19 protein-coding genes are annotated in these 19,374 nt (G+C 64.7%); 13 read left to right on the top strand and 6 right to left on the bottom strand.

Translation table 11 applies throughout. From position 1 onward, the window contains the following. Window positions 1–222 precede the first annotated feature (222 nt). The 4 genes from QJT78_RS03415 to QJT78_RS03400 form a co-directional block, all read right to left on the bottom strand. Window positions 223–1,353, bottom strand: a complete 1,131-nt coding sequence (locus QJT78_RS03415; protein WP_028148062.1) for an ABC transporter substrate-binding protein — start codon at window positions 1,351–1,353, stop codon at window positions 223–225. Between the two features lie 58 nt (window positions 1,354–1,411). After that, entirely contained in the window at window positions 1,412–2,290 is an 879-nt protein-coding gene (locus QJT78_RS03410) for a shikimate dehydrogenase (protein WP_028148061.1), read from the bottom strand. A 144-nt stretch (window positions 2,291–2,434) separates the two neighbouring features. Continuing rightward, the gene (locus tag QJT78_RS03405; protein ID WP_028148060.1) at window positions 2,435–3,373 is read right to left on the bottom strand and encodes a LysR family transcriptional regulator; all 939 of its coding nucleotides are present in this window, start codon (window positions 3,371–3,373) and stop codon (window positions 2,435–2,437) included. A 249-nt stretch (window positions 3,374–3,622) separates the two neighbouring features. Next, a complete protein-coding gene (locus QJT78_RS03400; RefSeq protein ID WP_014491261.1) occupies window positions 3,623–3,799 on the bottom strand; it encodes a hypothetical protein in 177 nt (58 codons plus the stop codon). Window positions 3,800–3,964: 165 nt separating this feature from the next. Between QJT78_RS03400 and QJT78_RS03395 the strand changes: the two genes are divergently transcribed. The 9 genes from QJT78_RS03395 to QJT78_RS03355 all read left to right on the top strand — a co-directional run bounded on the left by QJT78_RS03395 (window position 3,965) and on the right by QJT78_RS03355 (window position 12,728). Further along, window positions 3,965–4,702, top strand: coding sequence for a LuxR family transcriptional regulator (locus QJT78_RS03395; RefSeq protein ID WP_028148059.1), 738 nt, complete (start codon window positions 3,965–3,967; stop codon window positions 4,700–4,702). An 83-nt stretch (window positions 4,703–4,785) separates the two neighbouring features. Beyond that, window positions 4,786–5,445 (top strand): acyl-homoserine-lactone synthase, encoded by a 660-nt coding sequence (locus tag QJT78_RS03390; RefSeq protein WP_038942134.1) that lies wholly within the window; start codon window positions 4,786–4,788, stop codon window positions 5,443–5,445. A gap of 1 nt (window position 5,446) precedes the next feature. Beyond that, a complete protein-coding gene (locus tag QJT78_RS03385) occupies window positions 5,447–5,665 on the top strand; it encodes a hypothetical protein (RefSeq protein WP_008540920.1) in 219 nt (72 codons plus the stop codon). Between the two features lie 296 nt (window positions 5,666–5,961). Continuing rightward, window positions 5,962–6,879, top strand: a complete 918-nt coding sequence (locus QJT78_RS03380) for a branched-chain amino acid ABC transporter permease (protein ID WP_028148057.1) — start codon at window positions 5,962–5,964, stop codon at window positions 6,877–6,879. Beyond that, entirely contained in the window at window positions 6,876–7,820 is a 945-nt protein-coding gene (locus QJT78_RS03375) for a branched-chain amino acid ABC transporter permease (RefSeq protein WP_028148056.1), read from the top strand. The genes QJT78_RS03380 and QJT78_RS03375 overlap by 4 nt, the downstream gene beginning before the upstream one ends. Further along, the gene (locus tag QJT78_RS03370; protein WP_028148055.1) at window positions 7,813–8,580 is read left to right on the top strand and encodes an ABC transporter ATP-binding protein; all 768 of its coding nucleotides are present in this window, start codon (window positions 7,813–7,815) and stop codon (window positions 8,578–8,580) included. Before QJT78_RS03375 ends, QJT78_RS03370 begins: the two co-directional genes overlap by 8 nt. Then, on the top strand, window positions 8,573–9,301 hold the full coding sequence (locus tag QJT78_RS03365) for an ABC transporter ATP-binding protein (RefSeq protein ID WP_028148054.1): 729 nt from the start codon (window positions 8,573–8,575) through the stop codon (window positions 9,299–9,301). The genes QJT78_RS03370 and QJT78_RS03365 overlap by 8 nt, the downstream gene beginning before the upstream one ends. Window positions 9,302–9,444: 143 nt before the next feature. After that, window positions 9,445–10,332 carry an AraC family transcriptional regulator gene (locus QJT78_RS03360; RefSeq protein ID WP_028148053.1) on the top strand — a complete coding sequence of 296 codons (888 nt, stop codon included), beginning with the start codon at window positions 9,445–9,447 and terminating at the stop codon, window positions 10,330–10,332. Between the two features lie 104 nt (window positions 10,333–10,436). Next, window positions 10,437–12,728 (top strand): TonB-dependent siderophore receptor, encoded by a 2,292-nt coding sequence (locus QJT78_RS03355; RefSeq protein ID WP_028148052.1) that lies wholly within the window; start codon window positions 10,437–10,439, stop codon window positions 12,726–12,728. A 313-nt stretch (window positions 12,729–13,041) separates the two neighbouring features. On the opposite strand, the gene QJT78_RS03350 is transcribed toward QJT78_RS03355, so the two are convergent. Both QJT78_RS03350 and QJT78_RS03345 read right to left on the bottom strand, forming a co-directional pair. Further along, window positions 13,042–14,478, bottom strand: a complete 1,437-nt coding sequence (locus QJT78_RS03350) for a glutamine synthetase family protein (RefSeq protein WP_028148051.1) — start codon at window positions 14,476–14,478, stop codon at window positions 13,042–13,044. 193 nt (window positions 14,479–14,671) lie between these two features. Beyond that, window positions 14,672–16,030, bottom strand: coding sequence for an aromatic ring-hydroxylating dioxygenase subunit alpha (locus QJT78_RS03345; protein ID WP_028148050.1), 1,359 nt, complete (start codon window positions 16,028–16,030; stop codon window positions 14,672–14,674). A gap of 111 nt (window positions 16,031–16,141) precedes the next feature. On the opposite strand from QJT78_RS03345, the gene QJT78_RS03340 reads away from it, so the two are divergent. The 4 genes from QJT78_RS03340 (at window position 16,142) to QJT78_RS03325 (ending at window position 19,361) form a co-directional block, all read left to right on the top strand. Continuing rightward, window positions 16,142–16,927 carry an IclR family transcriptional regulator C-terminal domain-containing protein gene (locus QJT78_RS03340; RefSeq protein WP_028148049.1) on the top strand — a complete coding sequence of 262 codons (786 nt, stop codon included), beginning with the start codon at window positions 16,142–16,144 and terminating at the stop codon, window positions 16,925–16,927. A gap of 68 nt (window positions 16,928–16,995) precedes the next feature. Further along, the gene (locus tag QJT78_RS03335) at window positions 16,996–17,328 is read left to right on the top strand and encodes a PRC-barrel domain-containing protein (protein ID WP_014491274.1); all 333 of its coding nucleotides are present in this window, start codon (window positions 16,996–16,998) and stop codon (window positions 17,326–17,328) included. 85 nt (window positions 17,329–17,413) lie between these two features. Beyond that, window positions 17,414–19,150: a YbaL family putative K(+) efflux transporter gene (gene ybaL, locus QJT78_RS03330; protein WP_028148048.1), complete on the top strand. Its 1,737-nt coding sequence runs from the start codon at window positions 17,414–17,416 to the stop codon at window positions 19,148–19,150. After that, complete coding sequence (locus tag QJT78_RS03325; RefSeq protein WP_281460178.1) at window positions 19,101–19,361, top strand: hypothetical protein; 261 nt, start codon at window positions 19,101–19,103, stop codon at window positions 19,359–19,361. The genes ybaL and QJT78_RS03325 overlap by 50 nt, the downstream gene beginning before the upstream one ends. Window positions 19,362–19,374 lie beyond the last annotated feature (13 nt).

Here is a 19,374-nt window from a genome sequence, read left to right as displayed (position 1 = left end):
GTGTCCCTCGCCCAGCTCTGTCGTCTCCCTCGCCCCGTTCTTACGGGGAGAGGGCGGGGTGAGGGGCTCTATCCGCGAGCCCATCTCTCACCGTCCTTGCACAAGCACCCCTCACCCCACCCCTCTCCCCGCGAAGAGCGGGAGAGGGAGAGGAGAGATCTCCCGCCGCATCCGCCTTCGCTGAAGCTTCGGCGGGACGGGCGCGGGGAGAGGCGAAGATCGTCACTTCACCTTGGGCAGCACCTGCTTCACCACCTGCTTGCCTTCGACCACCTCGACCAGAAAGCTCTGGCGGTCGATGTCGCCGGTCTCGCTGAAGGTGACGTCCATCAGGATGCCCGGCTCGTCCGCGGCCTTGATGGTCAGGCCGTGCAGCGTGTCGGCGAACGCCTTGCTGTCGACCTTGCCCATCTTCTCGGTGGTGGCCTTGACCATGTAGACGGCGAGATAGCCCTTCAGGCCGTTATGGTCGGGCACGTAATTGTACTTCTTGGAAAACTTGTCGCGGAACGCCTTGATCAGGTCGACCGGTGCGTCCGTGGTGAGGCCGACATGGCCGCGCGCGCCGTTGGCGGCATCGCCGGCGAGCTCGATCACCTTCTGGCCGATCAGCGTGGTCTCGCCCATCAGCGGCGCGGTGACGCCCTGGCGCTTCAGCTCTTTCAGGATGCGCGCGCTCTCTTCTTCATTCAGGTAGACGAACACCGCATCGGGATTGGCGGCCTTGATCTTGCCGACGTCGGCGGCGAAGTCGGCCTGGCCCGCCTCGGTCGAGAGGTCGGCGACCACCTTGGAGCCAAGCCGGTCGAGTTCCTTCACGACGACGTCGCGACCGCCGCGGCCGAAGTCGTTGTTGACCCAGACCACCGCGACCGTCTTCGCCTTCATGTCGTCGTGGATGTATTTTGCGACCTTCGGCATCGACGATTGCTGGCCGAACGAGGTGCGGAACAGGAACTTGTTGCCGGCTTGCGTCAGCTCGGCGGCTTCGCCGCCCATGATCTGCGCGATGCCGGCTTCGGCCGCGAGCGGCGCCGTCACCTTGACCGAGCCGGAATAGCCGGGCCCGAGCAGCACATAGGGCTCGGCGTCGAGCGCCTTCTGCACCTGGGCGCGGGCAACGCCGGGGTTGGACTGCGAATCGGCGTGGGTGACCTCCAACTTGCGGCCGAGCACGCCGCCCTTGGCGTTGATCTCCTCGATCGCGAGGTCGATGCCGTTCTTCCAGTTGGTGCCGACGGTGGCGCCGCCGCCCGAGAGCTCGGCGACGTCGGCGAGCTTGATCGCCTGCGCGTGGACGCTGGTTGCAGTCGCGAAGGCAAGCAAGGCGCCTGCCACTAGGGTCGATTTCATGGTCACTCCTCCCATTTTTCGTTGATGTTGTCCGCGGCCTTGTGTCCGGCCGCTTCGGTTACGCTGCGTGGTAGGCTGCGCTTCGTGCCGCCATCACCTCGTCAAATGCCTCTCCCATGACCTCGGTCGATGGGGCAAGGCCGGTGAACAATTCGAAGGCGTCAGCGGCCTGGTAGATCGCGAGCTCCCGCCCGGTCATGATCCGCGCGCCCTTGGCCTGTGCCGCTGCCAGCAGCGGCGTGATCAGCGGTGAATAGACGGCGTCCGCGACCCACATTTTCTCGTGCAGTAAGGTCGCCGGCACCGGCATGCCCCGGTTCGGCAGCATGCCGACCGGCGTGCCGTTGACGAGGCCGGTTGCGCCGTCGAGCGCGTCCTCGACGCTTTTCGCCACCGTGGCGCCGCCGTGCCTGGCAAGCAATGAAGCAAGCTTTTCGGCGCGCGCCGTCTCGCTGTCGAAGATTCGGAGGCCGGAGACCTTCAGGCTCGCCAGCGCAAAGGCGATCGCCTTGCCGACGCCGCCCGTTCCGATCACGGCGACTGCATTTCCGGACGGTGCCAGCAGCGGCGCGACCGCGCGCGCAAACCCGGTCGTGTCGGTGTTGTGGCCGATCAGCCGGCCGTCCTTGGCGACGACGGTGTTGACCGCGCCCATGGCGGCCGCGCCCGGCGCCAGCTCGTCGAGCAGCGGGACCACCGCTTCCTTGTAAGGGTAAGTCACGTTGACGCCGGCAAAGCCGAGCCGCCGCACGCCCTCGAGCATCATGCGGAGCCCGGCCGCATCGGCGCCGGCGACCTCGATGAGCTGGTAGTGACCGCGCAGGCCAAGCGCCTCGGCGGCCCGCTCGTGCATGGCAGGGGAGGCGGAATGCGCGATCGGCGCCCCGATCAGGCCGGTGAGAAGCTTCTTGCTGGCGGCGTATCCGCGCTTGGACATGGTTGGCTATCGTCTCGTTGGGAGCGTTGGGTCCTGGCCATTAGCGGGGAAATCCGCACAATTCCAAGGGGGCTTCCAGTTGCGACGATAGCCTTTCCCGTGCCTAACACAATTACCCATTTATTGGGCAAACCTAACATAATGTTATTTCTTCCGCCCGCGTGCCGGGGCGGCGTTGCCCTCGCTGCGGGACGGCTCCACCGTGCGCATCTCGGCGCGCAGGGACTCGATGAAATACTCGACATGGAGCGACAACGGCGCGCCGCGCTTCACCGCGATATAGGTCTCGAACCGCGTCGGCTCGGTGATCTTCAACAGCTCGATTCCCGGATAGCCGCCATGGGCCACCGTGAACTGGTCGATGATGGCGATGCCGAGCCCTGCCTTCACCAGCGCGCATACCGTGGTGCCGAAGCGCGCGCGGATCGTGATGTTGTAGTCGAGCCGGTGGCGCGCAAAGATCCCGGCCATGATCCGGCCGTAGGGATCGTTGGGATCGATGCCGATCAGCGGATAGCGGGTGATCTCGGCCGCCGAGACCTGCTTGCGGCCGGCAAGCTCGTGACCCGGGGGCACGATGCAATAGAGCTCACCCGAGGCGAGCGGCATGAAGTCGAGCCCGGAATGCTCGAGCCGATAGCTCATCGCCACGCATTCGCCGCGGCCGAGCAGGAGGTAGTCGATGGCCTCCTCGAGCTTGAGGATGTTGATGTCGATGCCGAGATCGGGGTAGCGGCGCCGGACGCGCTCGATCGCGCGCGGCACCATCACCTGGGAGATGCTCGGCACCGAGCCGATGCGCAATTCCGACAAACCGCCGCGGCCGATCTTGGAGATGAGCTCGGAGAGGTCGTCGACCTTCTTGTAGACGCCGTTGATCTGCTCAAAGATGTTCTCGGCTTCCGGCGTCGGGAAATAGCGTCCGTTCTGGCGCTGGAAGAAGCGGATGCCGAGCGTGCGCTCGGTGTATTTGACCAGCCGGCTGATCCCCGGCGCCGACACGTTGAGCAGCTTCGCCGCGCCGCCGATGGTACCCGTCACCATCACGGCACGGATCACTTCAACCTGGCGCAGCGTCATCATCTCGTGGGCATCCCAAGGAGGATCGTGGTGGCGATCATCTCACGAGAGCCGTGATGTCAGCCAGCGGCAAGTGTGCGACGGAGCGGGCGGCGCTTCGCCCTCCCCCTCCAGGGGAGGGTAAGAGCGCAGCTCGCTCACCGGCAACAATTACTGATTAACTTCGCAGTCAGAATGTTTCGGCCAAAATCGGCACGTTCGAATGGAAGGGCGCCGCTCGCGCAGAACGTACGCCTCACCTGTGACTGCGTTCTAGCTCGCCGGGCTCTCGGGCGACGCGCTGCCGGGCCGCTCCGCGCGTTCGCGCTGCAGCACTTCGCGCGCGTACTCGATGATCTTCTGCTTGTTTGCCGTTTCGCGGACGGCGAAAAACACGCGGTTGAGTTCCAGGCCGAGCACGCTGTTGAGGGCGATGTCCTCGTCTTCCATCGTGATTTTCCCGCTTCAGACGCCATAGGTGTAACTTGACGTCACTTCCTCCACAAGTAGATTAAATCTCGGGTGCAGACGAGGGCCGGTAAACTACGGAAGCAGCGAATTGAGGCAGCTCCCAAATACGTGCTATACCGACGGCGAGGCTCAGGAAACGCACCGATGTCCGCCGTAGACGCCGTAGATTATGGCCGGGAAGCGCTCGACTTCATCGAAGGCCTGGGGGCCTATCGCAAGGTACCGGACGCCATGAATGCGCTCGAGGCGGCGTTCGGTCGCTTCGGCTTCGAAACCATCATCGTGACGGGGTTGCCGAATCCCGATCAGCGGTTCGCGCAGATGGTGCTCGCCAAGCGCTGGCCGGCAGGATGGTTCAATCTCTACACCCAGAACAACTACGACCGCGTCGACCCCGTGGTGCGGCTGTGTCGGCAATCGGTCAATCCGTTCGAGTGGTCGGAAGCGCCTTATGATGCCGAGCTCGAGCCGGACGCGGCCGAGGTGATGAACCGCGCCGGCGATTTTCGCATGTCGCGCGGCTTCATCGTGCCGATCCACGGGCTCACCGGCTACGAGGCGGCGGTGTCGCTCGGCGGCGTCCATCTCGACCTCAATCCCCGCAGCAAGCCGGCACTGCACCTGATGGCAATGTATGGCTTCGACCATATTCGCCGCCTGCTGGATCCGGCGCCGCATCTGTCGGCGCGTCTCACCCCGCGCGAGCGCGAGGTGATCGCCTGGGCCTCGCAGGGCAAGTCGGCCTGGAAGATCGGCGAGATCCTGCACATCACGCAGCGCACCGCAGAAGAGCATCTTGCAACCGCCGCGCGCAAGCTCGGTGCCGTCAACCGTACGCATGCGGTTGCACTGGCGATTCGCAACAAGATCATCAATCCCTAAGCGACGTACTGGGAAATTTCCCAATATCGAACCTGCCTCTTTTCGCGGAGGCTGCCCCTCATTCAGGCTGAATGGGGGTTTTCATGATTCACGCAATTTCTTCGGTCAATCGCCACCTTTACGAAGACGTACTCGAACAGCACTTCCGACTACGCCACGATATCTTCGTCGAGGAGCGGCACTGGGAGACGCTGCGCCGGCCTGATTGCCGCGAGGTCGATTCCTACGACGACGAGGACACTGTCTATCTGCTCGCGCTGGAAGGCCGGCGCGTCGTCGGCGGTCATCGGCTCTACCCCACCACCAAGCCCTCGATGATGAGCGAGGTCTTCCCGCATCTGGCATCGGTTCGCGGTTGCCCCGCGAATCCGCTGGTCTGGGAATGGTCGCGCTACTTCGTCGTGCGCGATCGCCGCGACGGCGCTCTCAACCTGCAACTGATGGCGGCAGTGCAGGAGTTCTGCCTCAATCAGGGAATCGCGCAGGTCAGCGCGATCATGGAGACCTGGTGGCTGCCGCGCTTCCATGAGGCCGGCTTCGTCGTGACGCCGCTTGGTCTGCCCGAGCTGGTGGAGAACGCCTGGACCATGGCGGCGACCATCGACATTCGCCGCGAGACCCTCGATGCCCTGCATGATCGCATCGGCATGGATTCGATCGTACAACAAGACGGCCCGCGTCTGGACGCCGTCGCCCGTGCTAACCTCTGCGGCCTTGCTGCCGCGCAACGAAAGAGCGCCTGAAATGTCGAACATGATGCGGGACAGCCAGATCATGGCGCAGACCAAGGACGAGAATCTCGGCTACATGTCCGACATGGCGCTCGAGCTGGCGCAGATGGCGGAAGACACCGGATTGGCAACGCTCGCCTATCTGTTCCGGATGGCGGCGCTGGAAGCCTCGACGGCCAACAGCGTGCTGGCCGAGCCGGATGATCTTCCCCGGCAGATGACGTCGCACTAGACGCCTTCTCCTACTTCCGTCGACCTTCGCGCCCTCTCCCAGGCATGCCTGGGGGAGGGCGATCGTTTGGGTGCGGCAGGTTGACCCATGCTGTGCGGCAGCCTTCTTGCTAGGCCAATTTCGATCGCATGCACCGGCATGCAACAAAGTGCATGTCTGGTGTTGAATCGCTCTTGCCTCGGAACGATACTGCCATTACCCATTTTTCCGCCTTGAAGAGGCAGGGGGAGCTCTTTCACTGATGGCGACCGTGTTCGAACATCGGCGCGACACCGCGTGCGCCTGAAAGAGTTTTGATGCTGCTCGTCGTCGAACAGTTCCTGAACGGATTGCAGTTCGGCCTGCTCCTGTTCCTGCTCGCCGCCGGCCTGACGCTGGTGTTCGGGATCATGGATCTCGTCAACCTCGCGCACGGCTCGCTCTACATGATGGGCGCCTATTTCGCAGCGACCTTTGCGGCCTGGACCGGCAGCTTCCTGCTCGGCGCGCTGATGGCGTTAGGTGCGACTTTGGTGCTCGGCATCGTGCTGGAGATGACGGCGCTGCGGCATCTCTACGGGCGCGACCATCTCGACCACGTGCTCGCGACCTTCGGCCTGATCCTGTTCTTCAATGAAGCCGTGCGGCTGATCTGGGGTCCGGCAGGGCTTGCGCTGCCGCTGCCGGCCTGGCTCACGGTGCCGGTGCCGATCCTGCCCGGCATCCACTATCCCGCCTATCGTCTCGCCATCATCGTGGTGGCGCTGCTGGTCGCGCTGCTGCTCTATCTCGGCGTGATGCGCACCCGCATCGGCATGCTGATCCGCGCCGGCGCCTCCAACCGCGAGATGATCGGCGCGCTCGGCATCAACATCAAGCTGCTCTATACGCTGGTGTTCGGCCTGGGCGCCGCGCTCGCCGGCCTCGCCGGCCTGATGCAAGCGCCGATCCTCACCGTGCAGATCGGCATGGGCGAGAACATCCTGATCCTCGCCTTCGTCATCATCGTGATCGGCGGCATCGGCTCGATCCGCGGCGCGTTCCTCGCCGCGATCTTCGTCGGCATGATCGACACGCTCGGCCGCGCCTTCCTGCCCAACCTTTTGCGGCAGGTGCTGAGCGGCGCCGCCGCCTCCACCGCCGCGCCCGCGCTGTCGTCCATGCTGATCTATCTGCTGATGGCGATCGTGCTGGTGGTGCGGCCGGAGGGGCTGTTTCCGGCCAACCGTCGATGAAGGCTTTCACGGTGAGCAAGGCCGTCACGGCCCTGATGCTGGCGGGCCTCGTGCTGCTGCCGCTCTATTCGCAGCTGTCCGGCAACATCTTCATCCTGACGCTGTTCACCCGCATCGTCATCCTGGCGCTGGCGGCCGCGAGCCTCAACCTCATCATGGGTTTTGGCGGCATGATGAGCTTCGGCCACGCCGCCTATCTCGGCATCGGCGGCTACGCGGTCGGCATGCTTGCGCAGGAAGGCGTCGGCTCCGGCTTCATTCAGTTCCCGGTCGCGCTCGCAGCTTCCGCGATCTACGCGCTGGTGATCGGCGCGCTCTCGCTGCGCACGCGTGGCGTCTACTTCATCATGATCACGCTGGCGTTTGCGCAGATGGCCTATTACGTCGCCTCGGGCCTCGCGCGTTACGGCGGCGATGACGGTCTCACCGTCTACAAGCGCAGCGACTTCTCCGGGCTGATCAACCTGTCGAACCGCACGCAGTTCTATTATCTTTGCCTCGCCTGCCTGTTCGCCGTGATCGTCCTGATCTGGCGCATCACCAATTCGCGCTTCGGCCTCGTCTTGCAGGGCCTGCGCTCCAACGAGCAGCGGATGCAGGCGATCGGCTTTCCGGCAAAACGCTACAAGCTCGTCTGCTTCGTCATCTCAGGCATGATGTGCGGCCTTGCCGGCGCACTGCTCGCCAACAACACCGATTTCGTCAGCCCGGCCGTGATGTACTGGACCCGCTCCGGCGACCTCATGGTGATGGTGATCCTTGGGGGCATGGGCACGCTGTTCGGCCCCGTGATGGGCGCGGTGGTGTTTTTGCTGCTGGAAGAATTCCTGTCGCAGATCACCGAATACTGGGCGCTGATCATGGGGCCGCTCTTGCTGCTGATCGTGCTGTTCGGCCGCGGCGGCATCATGGGCCTGCTCGGGAGGCTCAATCGTGGCTGAACCGCTGCTCCGCGTCGAAAAGCTGGTGCGCCGCTTCGGCGGCATCGTTGCGACGGACAACGTCTCGCTCGACGTCGCGGCCGGCGAGCTGCACGCCATCATCGGCCCGAACGGCGCCGGCAAGACCACGCTGATCAGCCAGCTCACCGGGCACCTCGAACCGCATTCCGGCAGCGTCTCGCTCGGCGGCCGCGATATCACCTATCTGCCGGCCTATCGCCGCTGCGCGCTGGGGCTCGCCCGTTCGTTCCAGATCACTTCGCTGCTGCTCGACTTCACCGCCGCCGACAATGTCGCGCTCGCGGCGCAGGCGCATGCAGGCCACTCGTTCCGCTTCTTCGCCAATGCGCGCAAGGAGAAGGGCCTGCGCGATGCCGCCCATGCCGCGCTCGACCGCGTCGGGCTCGGCCATCGCGCCGATGTCCTGGTGTCCAGGCTCAGCCATGGCGAGCGCCGCCAGATCGAGCTCGCGGTCGCGCTCGCGAGCAAGCCGAAGCTGCTGCTGCTGGACGAGCCGATGGCGGGTCTTGGCGTCACCGAATCCCAGCGCATGGTGCAACTGCTCCAGGAGCTGCGCAAGGAGGTCTCGATCGTGCTGGTCGAGCACGATATGCCGGCGGTATTCGCGCTCGCCGACCGCATCTCGGTGCTGGTCTATGGCCGCGTCATCGCCTCGGGTGATCCGGCCGCGATCCGCGCCAACGAGGACGTCAAGCGCGCCTATCTCGGCGACCAGCACGTGGTGACGCACCATGTCTGAAAAGGTGACGGCTGACACGCTGCTCGACGTCGACGGCATCGAGACCTGCTACGGCCTATCCCAGGTGCTGTTCGGCCTGTCGCTGTCGATCAAGCCGGGCGAGATGGTCTCGCTGATGGGCCGCAACGGCATGGGCAAGACCACCACCATCCGCTCCATCATGGGCCTGACACCGGCGCGCGCCGGAACGATCCGCTTCGCCGGCGCAGAAGTGCGGCAGCTGCCGTCCTACAGAATTGCAAAACTCGGCGTCGGCCTCGTCCCCGAGGGACGCCAGATCTTCCCGAACCTCACGGTGCGCGAAAATCTCGTCGCGGCCGCGGCCGATCGCTTCGGCAGCAGCAATCCGTGGACGCTCGCCGCCATCTACGTGATGTTTCCGCGCCTCGCCGAGCGTGCCTCCAACATGGGCAACCAGCTCTCCGGCGGCGAGCAGCAGATGCTCGCGATCGGCCGCGCGCTGATGACCAACCCAAAGCTGCTGATCCTGGACGAAGCGACCGAAGGCCTCGCCCCGCTGATCCGCGAAGAAATCTGGAACTGCCTGTCGCTGCTGAAGAGCCGGGGACAGTCGATCCTGGTCGTCGACAAGAACGTCGATCACCTCGCCCGCATCTGCGACCGCCACTACATCATCGAGCGCGGCAAGACGGTGTGGAGCGGCACGTCCGCCGAGCTGATGGCGGAGCCGGATCTGCAGCACAAATATCTGGGCATCTGACGCGCTCCTGGATCTGACTGCCGTGCAGATCGCCGCGCGCGCAGAACCTCGTCGAGTACGTCAGTTTCGAAGCTCTCCAAACTGCGCGCAGAGGTCTTGAGTGCGCCGCCGCCAGCCGCCAATGTCGCGGCGTAGCGGATTCGATGCAGGACTTTTACAATCAAATTGCCGGACGGCCTGACGACGACATCATCGGCTCCGCACAGCGAGGCGCTTCGACAGCGCCTCAATGGCTGGATTTCCCGGGCTGTGTGTTCATCAGAGGTGAGTTTCGCGCCGATCCCGATCAGCCGGCGATCGTAGCGCCGGGCTTGTTCATCTCCGTCGCACTCGATGAAGGCGCAGGCCGCGGCATTCTGACGCGCACAACCGGTGCAGGGCAGATGACGGCGATTGCCGTGCGCGAATCCGTCGCCGTGGGTGGCTCGGTTCGCTGCGGCGAACGTCCTGCGATCGGCCTGGCGCTTCCCCAAGCCTCCATCGACGGGCTTGGACTCGGCGACGAGGTTCGGGCGCTGTTCAGGACCGACGCGTTGGGCACGGCCATCGTCTCTCTCACGGCGTCTCCGCGTGTGCAGGCCCTCGCGGCAGAAATGTTCTCGCCGCCGGTGGCCGGAAACGCGACGCAATTGCTGCTGTCGGCGCATGCCGCCGAGATCGTGGTCCACGCCTTGTTCGGCGAGCGCGGGATCGTGCTCGATCCTGCAGCCGACCTCCAGCGGGTGCGGTTGCAATCGGTCAAGGCGCGAATGGATGCCGATCTCGCTTATCCCTGGAGCATCGACGAACTGGCGCGGAATGCGGGGCTGAGCCGCCGCTCCTTCAACCAGAAATTCCAGATGGCGTATGGCGAGAGCGCGATCGACTATTTGCGGGCCCGCCGGCTCGATGCCGCACGTGACCTTCTGATTCATCAACGCTTGTCGGTCACCGAGGCGGCGTTTCGGGTCGGCTATGCCCATCCGGCCAATTTCGCGACGGCGTTCCGCAGGCACTTCGGTTATTCGCCGAGCCGCTGTCAGCGAACTTGAACGCCTCCACGCGCGATCAAAGGTGATTTGCGCGCGCGCAAAGGCGGTGTGCGCCTCGATCTGGTTACTCCCGGGTTGTTCGAACACGGAACTCGGGGAAGACAATGACGCGCAACGACGGGCGGACGCTCGGCTGGGAACGGATGGCGAGAACTGGACTGGGAGCGGCCGGCCTGGGAATAGTCCTGCACGCAACGCCGTCGGTCGCACAGACCTCCGGGACCAATTCGACATCGACGGCGGCGACATTGCCTCCCGTCACGGTAGAGGCACCAATCCAGGCGCGTCCGCGCACCCAGCCCGCTCAGCGAGCTTCGCAGTCGTCGCGCGGCCGCGTCGCGACGCAACGCAATGCCCGGCCCGCGCCAGCCGGAAATTCGGGCGTGCGCGAGGCCGGTGCCGGTCGCGCCAATGCGTCGAGCGAGAGCAGCTATGTCGCAAGCAGCAGCTCGGCGGGTACCAAGACCAACACGCCGTTGCTCGAGACGCCGCAGTCGATCTCGGTCGTGACGCGCAAGGAACTCAACGACCGCGCGGTCCAGACGCTGACGGAGGCGGTTGGCTATGAACCTGGCGTCCGTATCGATGCCTCCGGCTACGATCCACGTTTCGACGCCATCGCGATCCGCGGCTTCGACATCACCTATAACGGCGTTTATCTCGACGGGCTGCGCCTCGTCGGAGCCGGTCTCAGCGTGTTCAAGACCGAGCCTTATGGGGTCGACAGCATCACCGTGGTCCGCGGGCCGAGCTCGGCACTCTACGGGCTCGGCTCGCCCGGCGGACTGATCGATCTGTCGAGCAAGCTGCCGACCAGCCAGCCGTTTCACGAGGTGCAAACGGTGTTTGGCGACCGCGATCGCATCCAGGGCAATTTCGACCTGTCGGGTCCGGTCGATGCCAACGGTCAATTTTCGTATCGGTTGACCGGCGTGGTGCGTGACGCGAACGTGTTCGTGCCCGGCGGCAAGGACAATCGGACCTACATCGCTCCCGCCGTCACCTGGAAGCCGGATCAGTCGACGACCCTCACGATTCTCGGTTCCTATCAGAAATCCAAGACGCCCGGGTCCATGTTCACCTATTCCACGGGCACCGGCACCACCACGGACATCTTCACGGGCAGTCCGTCCTACAATTCGCTCGACCAAGAGCAGGGACGCGTGGGCTACCTGTTCGAGCACGCGTTCAACAACGACGTGACCGTCCGCCAGAAATTCCGTTACGTCGATGTCGACGCGGTCACCCGCTATGTCGGCTTTCTCGGCGCGCCGGTGGGCAATGTCGTCTCGCGCTATACCGGCTACGTCCACGACACGCTGCAATCGGCCATCATGGATAACCAGGTCGAGGCCAAGCTATCGACCGGGCCTGTGCAGCACACACTCCTGGTCGGCACCGACTACACCGCGTCGAAGTTCAACGACAAGCAGGGATTCGGCTTCGGCGTCTCCGATCTCAACCTGGCCGCGCCGGTCTACGCGCCGGAATCCATTCCCGATCCCGCGATCTCGTCCTCGACGGCCCAGCGGCAAACCCAGTCCGGCGTGTACATCCAGGACCAGGCCAGGCTCGATCACTGGATCCTGACATTGAGCGGCCGCAGCGACTGGGTCAGCACCACGGGTGAGGATCTGTTCGCGCTGACCCGGCAGACGCAGTCCGATCAGGCCTATAGTGGGCGAGCCGGGCTGACCTATGTGTTCGATTCCGGCGTTGCGCCTTACGTTGCCTATTCGACCTCGTTCTTTCCCAATCTCGGCGTCGATCCGTCGGGCGCCTTCTTCAAGCCGACCACCGGCAAGCAGACTGAAGTCGGTGTGAAGTACCAGCCGCAGGGCACGAGGAGCTTCATTACCGCGGCGGTGTTCGATTTGACCCAGGACGGCGGCCTGGTCACGACGGGGACGGGCGTGACGGTCCAGCGTGGCGAGATTCAAAGCCGCGGCTTCGAAGTGCAGGCGCTTGCAAGCCTGGGCGGTGGTTTCGACATCACCTCGTCCTACACCTATCTCGACATGGTGACCAAGCAGGCCGCCGACGACTCGCTGATCGGCAAGTTTCCTTCGGGCAATCCTCCGCATACCGCGACGCTGTGGGCGAACTATGCCCTGCCGCTGGCCGGACCGTTTGCAGGATTGAGCGTCGGTGGCGGCGCGCGTTACATGTCCTGGAACTACGGCGATGATGCGAACACGTTCAAGAACAGCTCGGTAACCCTGATCGACGCGGCGCTGAAATATGATTTTGGCCAGGCAATGAAGGAGCTGAGGGGGCTTCAGTTCCAGGTCAATGCCAAGAACCTGTTCAATCTGCACTACACCACATGCCAAGTCGGTTACTGCTACCGCGGCGCGCCCCTGACCGTCATCGCAACGCTCGGCTATCGCTGGTGAACCAGCTTACGCATGAGAACCCCGGTGATCCGGTCAATATGTCTTACCCAAACCGCTGGCGCCGGCGACTAACGCGCCAGATGGTGGGTGCCGATTTCAACCAGGGTGGTCCGGCAGGACAGGCGGTAGATCAGACTGAACAATTGAGCCCACATGATCGAACTCCACTGTTGATCACATGCAGGCATATTAGGCCCCCAGTCTTTCCGGCTGTTTTCGCGGGACAGGGAAAATGGCTTCGTCGGCGAGCGCCGTGATGTCGTCGGAACAGACCGGACGAAGTCGCCTCACGCGGGCGTGAGACGTATCTCCGTCAAAACACCTCGAAATATTCGCGATGCTCCCAGTCGGTCACCTCTGACAGGAAGCGGTCGATCTCGGCATTCTTGATGTGGGTGTAGTAGTCGACGAACTCAGGCCCGAACTTCTCGCGGAAGAACGGATCGTCCTTCAGCGCGGCGACCGCATCGCGCAAGCTCTTCGGCAACGGCGGCGCCTTGGTCTCGTAGGGCGTGTCGGCGGACGGGCCGGGGTCGAGCTTGCGGTCGACGCCGTCGAGGCCCGAGAGAATCTGGGAGGCCATGTAGAGATAGGGATTGGCGGCGGGCTCGCCGATGCGGTTCTCCAGGCGCGTTGCGGCATCATTGGCGCCGCCGAGCACGCGGATCATCACGCCGCGATTGTCGCGGCCCCAGATCGCCCGGTCCGGCGCCAGCGAATAGGAGCGGTAGCGCTTGTAGCCGTTGATGGTCGGGGTGGTGAACACGGTCGAGGCGCGGGCGTGGTCGAGCAGGCCGGCAAGGTATCCCCGGCCGAACACGCTGAGCGGCTCGCTGCCGTCTTTCGCCATGAACTGATTTTCGCCGGCCGCGCGCGAGACGATCGACTGGTGGAGGTGCCAGCCGCTCGCGAACACATTCGGCAGTTTCGGCCTGCACATGAAGGTGGCGTGATAGCCGTGGCGGCGCGCGATCTGCTTCACGGCGGAGCGGAACAGCACCATGTTGTCGGCGGGCTCCAGCCCCTTCCTCGGCGCGAAGGTGAATTCGCACTGGCTCGGCCCGAACTCGACCTCGACCGAGCGCAAGGGCAGTCCGAGCGCGACGATATCGCGGCGCAGGATCTCCAGCACCGGCTCCATCTGATCGAAGCGCTGCTCGGTGAGGTATTGATAGCCGTGGCTGAGCAGGCTCACCGACGGCGGCGTGCCGGGCTGGCCGGCATCCTCGGGCCGCATATGCGTGTCGTCGAGCTTGAAGATGTGGAATTCAACCTCGAGGCCGGCGACGAAATCGTGGCCGCGGCCGCTGAGATCATCGACCACCTTGCGATAGAGGCCGCGGGTCGCGAACGGCACGGGACGGCCGTCGCCAAAATAGAGATCGCAGAGCACCCAGCCCGTCGCGGGCGCCCATGGCAGCACGCGGAACGTGGTTGGGTCGGCGACCATCAACACGTCGGCCGCGCCCTCCATCTCCTTCATGCCGAATCCGCCGCCTGACGTGAACACCGGAAACACGGTGCGGTGCGAGGTATCCTTGGCGAGCATGGTCGTGGTGATGGAGCAGCCACTCTCCAGCGAGGCGATCGCCTCGGCGGCGATGATGGTCTTGCCGCGCAAAATGCCGTGCTGGTCCGGGAAGGCGAGGCGGATGACCTCGAGATTCTTTTCCTCGACGATGCGGCGCAGGCGCGCTGCAGCGTCCCTCTGCTCATCCGACCACAGCGCATGACGCGCGACGAAAGTCACAGCTATCTCTCCTTGATACTCGGTGCGAGCATAGCCCACGCTGTCATCGTCCGCGAAGGCGGACGATCCAGTATTCCAGAGGCGGTAACGTATCCACGAGAGGCCGCGGCGTACTGGATGCCCCGCCTTCGCGGGGCATGACAGCGGAGACTGTGGAGCCGCCGTCGCGACTCGCCGGCAGCGAACGGCATCGTCACTCCGCCGCCGTCAGCCGGTGCACGTTGTCCGCGATCTCCTTCGGCACCGGCGCGGCCCAAGGTGCGCCGCGGCGGCGCTTGACGTCGACCTCCATCCAGTAGAGCTCCCAACCCTGGGTCGGCCCGATGCCGTCCATGGTGGCCGGTCCCTGGATGCTGCGCGCCTTGCTCTCGTCCAGGAACAGCATCGGCTTCTCGCCGCCGCCGACCTTCTCGATCTCCTGCCGCAGCAGGCGGCGGTACTGCACGATCGCCTTGTCGCTCGAGCCGAGATGCTCCTTGGTGCGGTCCTGGATGGCGCCCATGGATTCCACCGCCCACTGGTCGTGCACGTTGATGTCGGTACCCATGCCGGTATAGGTCGCGGTCGCCTGCTCATGCGGATCGAAGCCGTAATCGTTGCTGCGGTTCTTGCGCGATTTGTAGTCTGGCAGCTCATAGAGCTCGAGCCGCTGATCGCGCATCTTCTGCTTGTCGACCGGGTTGGTGTAGCTGGTGAAGATCGCGTACCAGTAGCAGTTCTCGTCGTCGACCGGCACGTGCCACTGCGTGATCGTCATTTCCGTGCTCATGGGGATGACGAAGCCGTGCGGGAAGAGCTGGTTGGTGACGCGCACATGGGTGCGCTCCTCGTCGATCTCGCGCAGCGCGATCAGCCGCAAGCCATATTCGGTGTGCTCGACATTGATGATCGGCCGGTCGTACTCGCGCAGGATCTTTGTCATCGGCAGATCGCTGCCGGCGGACGCTCCGCGGAACTGCTTGCCGTAAGCCGTCGACGTATCCTCGTCCTCGAAGAAGCGGTGCAGATAGGAGGCATGCGCGGGATCGATGCCGACCTCGAGGGTCTGAAGCCAGTTGCAGGCCATGTGGCCCTTGAACGCGAAAGTGTGCGTGCCGGGCGCGACAAAGCAGTCGAGCTCCGGAAATGCCGGCGGCTCACCCTCGCCGAGATAAGCCCACAGGATGCCGCTCTTCTCGACCACGGGATAGGAACGCTGGCGAATGTTCTGGCAGAGTTTTGAGTCCTTCGGCTCGGCCGGCGTCTCGATGCACTGGCCGGTGGCGTCGAACAGCCAGCCATGGAAGGCGCAGCGCAGGCCGCCATGTTCGAGACGTCCGAAGGCGAGGTCGGCGCCGCGATGGGCGCAGTGACGGTCGATCAGGCCGTAGCGTCCGCTCTCGTCGCGGAACAGCACCAGGTTTTCGCCGAGCAGTTTGATGGGGCGGATCGGGCGCGTGCCGTCCAGCTCATCGACCAGCGCCGCCGGCTGCCAGTAGCTCCGCATCAGCTTGCCGCAGGGGTCCTTCGGACCGGTACGGGTGATCAGGTCGTTCTGCTCCTGGCTCATCATGGCGGGCGTCCTTTGTCGGAGAGGCGTTTGTTCGCCTATTGAACGAATGGGCGAATTATGCCATGCCTTGGTCCGGCAGCAAGCAATATTTTGCAGGATGTTCCCGGACCTATGCCCAAGCTGAAGCGCAGCGAAAACGACGAGCGTGCGACGGATTTCGTCGAGAGTCTCGATCGCGGCCTGCGCCTGCTGCAATGTTTCGGCGCGACCAAAGGCCCGATGACGCTGAGCGATCTCGCCCGGGCCGCAGAGCTGCCGCGCGCCACCGCACGGCGCATGCTGTTCACGCTTCAACGCGGCGGCTTCGTCGCCGGCGACGGCAAGCTGTTCTCGCTGACGCCGCACGTGCTGACGCTCGCTGCGTCCTACCTGCGCTCCAGCCAGCTCGTCGCCGTGCTTCAGCCGGTGCTCGATCGCGTCGCCACGGCAGCGCAGGAAATCTCCTCGCTCGCGGTGCTCGACGGCGACGACGTCGTGTTTGTCGCACGCAGCAGCCCGGCGCGGATGTTTTCGGGTGGGCTCGAGATCGGCTACCGGCTGCCGGCGTTCTGCACCTCGGTCGGCCGCGCCATGCTCGGGCAGTTCGATGACGCAGCGCTTGCCGCACGCCTGAAGACAATGAAGCGCGAGATGTTGACGCCGCAGACGGTGACCGATCCGAAGGCCCTGCTGGCCAGCATCACAGCCGATCGCGACCAGGGCTATTCGCTGGTCGATCGCGAGGCAGAGCCGCATTTCCGCTCGATCTCGGTTCCGGTGCGCCGCTACGACGGCGTGATCGTCGCCGCCATCAACATGGGGGCCCATGTCGACCGCGTGCCGGCAGGGGAGCTGATCGACCGGTTGCTTCCGCTGCTCCGCGAAGGCGCGGAGTCCGTACGGTCGCAGCTGCTCTAGCAACGATCGTTGGCGCCGCGCGTCCGCGGGCTTATAATCTCGTCACGCAAGACAACAGGGAGGACGCCATGAAACACACCATGGTTCCCAGTGATCGCGTGGAGCACGTCTGCGTCTACGGACGCGACGGCGCGAAGCTTGGCTCGATCGAGCGGCTGATGCTCGACAAGGTGACCGGCACGGTCGCCTACGCCGTGATCAGGACTGGCGGGCTGCTCGGCACGCACCACCATTATCCTGTGCAGTGGGGCGCGCTGAAATACGATCCCGCGCGGCAGGCTTTCCGTGTCGAGGTGACGCAGGACGAACTCGCCAGCGGACCGTGCGAGTTCGACGGCGACGAATTCGACTGGGGCGATCGTTCGCGGCCCTACGCGCACCCGAATTATTGGTCGATCTGACGGCGCGATTGCGGCAGGCGTCGCGCGCTGAGCCGCCTCACTTGGTCGCGGTGCGCCGGCGCGCTCGCTGTGTCAAAAGGCAAAAATGCCGCATGACACACCTCTCATCGCCACCATCGTCGTCGGACTTGGACTAGCTTTCGTACTTGGAACTATAGCGCAGCGGTTCCGCATTCCGCCGCTTGTCGGCTACCTGCTCGCCGGCGTTGCCGTCGGCCCGTTCACGCCGGGCTTCGTCGCCGATCAGGCGCTTGCGACCGAACTCGCCGAGCTCGGCATTATCTTGCTGATGTTCGGCGTCGGCCTGCATTTTTCGCTCCAGGATCTGCTGAGCGTCCGGCACATCGCCGTTCCGGGCGCCGTCGTGCAGATTGCGGTCGCCACACTGATGGGGCTCGGCATTTCATGGCTGATGGGCTGGAGCGTCGGTGCGGGACTCGTGTTCGGACTGGCGTTGTCGGTCGCGAGCACTGTGGTCCTGCTTCGCGCGCTGCAGGAGCGGCGCCTGATGGAGACCGATCGCGGCCGCATCGCGGTCGGCTGGCTCATCGTCGAGGACCTCGCGATGGTGCTCGTGCTGGTGCTGTTCCCGGCGATCGCAAGCCTTCAGGGCGCCAGCGGCGACAAGCCAGCCTTCGAGCCGCTGGCCGCGCAGGCCGGCTTCGGGCTTGCCGGCATCGTGATGCTGACCCTGGCCAAGATCATCGTGTTCATCGGGCTGATGCTGGTGGTGGGGCGCCGCGTGATTCCCTGGATCCTGCACTACATCGCGCATACCGGCTCGCGCGAATTGTTCCGTCTCGGCGTGCTTGCGATCGCGCTGTGCATCGCATTCGGGGCGACGAAGCTGTTCGACGTGTCGCTGGCGCTGGGCGCGTTCTTCGCCGGCATGATGCTGCGGGAATCGCCGCTCAGCGCGCGCGCCGCGCAGGAATCGCTGCCGCTGCGCGATGCCTTCGCGGTGCTGTTCTTCGTTTCGGTCGGCATGATGTTCGATCCGATGAGCGTGGTCCGCGAGCCCTGGCCGCTGCTGGCGACGCTGGCGATCATCATGCTCGGCAAATCACTCGCGGCGTTCCTGATCGTGGTGCTGTTCCGGCATCCGGTCGCGACCGCGCTGACGATCTCGGCGAGCCTGTCGCAGATCGGCGAGTTCTCCTTCATCCTGGCCGAGCTCGGCGTCGCCTCGCAGATCCTGCCCAGTGACGGCCGCGACTTGATCATGGCCGGCGCGATCCTCTCCATCATGCTCAACCCGCTGATGTTCGCGGCCGCCACCTGGCTCGCGCCGCGTCTCGACCCGCGCCGGGATTCACCGCAGGCCGCGGCCGTCGTGCCCGAACCGATCCGCACCACGGATCTGACCGACCATACGATCGTGATCGGCTATGGCCGCGTCGGCGCGCTCGTCGGCGATGCCCTGCAGCAGCGGCAATTGCCGTTCCTTGTCGCGGAGGTCGGCGAGAGTGCGCTGGCGAAGCTGAAGCAGGGCGGCATCGAGACCATCATGGGCAATGCCGCGCAACCCGAAATTCTCGGCGCCACCAATCCGTCACGGGCGCGACATCTCGTCATCGCGATCCCCGAGGCGTTCGAGGCGGGGCAGATCGTGCAGCAGGCGCGCGCGGCCAATCCGGACATCCGCATCATCGCGCGAGCGCATGCGGATGCCGAGGTCGATCATTTGAAGGGGCTGGGGGCGGATGTCGTCATCATGGGCGAGCGGGAGATCGCGCGCGGCATGATCGAGGAGCTGGAGAGGAGAGTTCCGGATGCTGCCCAGCAAGATCCCCGTGCGCTCGCGGTCGGTTCGGTCGTTTGACCTGATCACGCCGCAGGGCCGGACCTACCGCTTTCCGCCGCCGACTTTGTTGCAGCGGCCGTTGCGGTGGGGGCTCGCGCATGCGGAGACGGTGGCGATTTCGGCGGCGATCCTGGCGTTGATCTATGTGGCGGGCTTTGCCGCCGAGGCGCTGGACCGCTCGGTGTTCGACGCGTGCAATGACAGGGCCGGGATGCGTAGGGTGGGTTAGCGAAGCGTAACCC

Source organism: Bradyrhizobium sp. Mp27, assembly GCF_029953005.1.
Taxonomy (GTDB): Bacteria; Pseudomonadota; Alphaproteobacteria; order Rhizobiales; family Xanthobacteraceae; genus Bradyrhizobium; species Bradyrhizobium barranii.
The sequence above is the reverse complement of the archived record's forward strand: the minus strand, read 5'-3'. Positions and strand labels throughout refer to the sequence as shown.

Coding starts and splice junctions, on each gene's coding strand:
- QJT78_RS03415 (WP_028148062.1), bottom strand. CDS start 1,353: ATGAAATCGACCCTAGTGGCAGGCGCCTTGCTTGCCTTCGCGACTGCA.
- QJT78_RS03410 (WP_028148061.1), bottom strand. CDS start 2,290: ATGTCCAAGCGCGGATACGCCGCCAGCAAGAAGCTTCTCACCGGCCTG.
- QJT78_RS03405 (WP_028148060.1), bottom strand. CDS start 3,373: ATGATGACGCTGCGCCAGGTTGAAGTGATCCGTGCCGTGATGGTGACG.
- QJT78_RS03400 (WP_014491261.1), bottom strand. CDS start 3,799: ATGGAAGACGAGGACATCGCCCTCAACAGCGTGCTCGGCCTGGAACTC.
- QJT78_RS03395 (WP_028148059.1), top strand. CDS start 3,965: ATGTCCGCCGTAGACGCCGTAGATTATGGCCGGGAAGCGCTCGACTTC.
- QJT78_RS03390 (WP_038942134.1), top strand. CDS start 4,786: ATGATTCACGCAATTTCTTCGGTCAATCGCCACCTTTACGAAGACGTA.
- QJT78_RS03385 (WP_008540920.1), top strand. CDS start 5,447: ATGTCGAACATGATGCGGGACAGCCAGATCATGGCGCAGACCAAGGAC.
- QJT78_RS03380 (WP_028148057.1), top strand. CDS start 5,962: ATGCTGCTCGTCGTCGAACAGTTCCTGAACGGATTGCAGTTCGGCCTG.
- QJT78_RS03375 (WP_028148056.1), top strand. CDS start 6,876: ATGAAGGCTTTCACGGTGAGCAAGGCCGTCACGGCCCTGATGCTGGCG.
- QJT78_RS03365 (WP_028148054.1), top strand. CDS start 8,573: ATGTCTGAAAAGGTGACGGCTGACACGCTGCTCGACGTCGACGGCATC.
- QJT78_RS03360 (WP_028148053.1), top strand. CDS start 9,445: ATGCAGGACTTTTACAATCAAATTGCCGGACGGCCTGACGACGACATC.
- QJT78_RS03355 (WP_028148052.1), top strand. CDS start 10,437: ATGACGCGCAACGACGGGCGGACGCTCGGCTGGGAACGGATGGCGAGA.
- QJT78_RS03345 (WP_028148050.1), bottom strand. CDS start 16,030: ATGATGAGCCAGGAGCAGAACGACCTGATCACCCGTACCGGTCCGAAG.
- QJT78_RS03340 (WP_028148049.1), top strand. CDS start 16,142: ATGCCCAAGCTGAAGCGCAGCGAAAACGACGAGCGTGCGACGGATTTC.
- QJT78_RS03335 (WP_014491274.1), top strand. CDS start 16,996: ATGAAACACACCATGGTTCCCAGTGATCGCGTGGAGCACGTCTGCGTC.
- ybaL (WP_028148048.1), top strand. CDS start 17,414: ATGCCGCATGACACACCTCTCATCGCCACCATCGTCGTCGGACTTGGA.
- QJT78_RS03325 (WP_281460178.1), top strand. CDS start 19,101: ATGCTGCCCAGCAAGATCCCCGTGCGCTCGCGGTCGGTTCGGTCGTTT.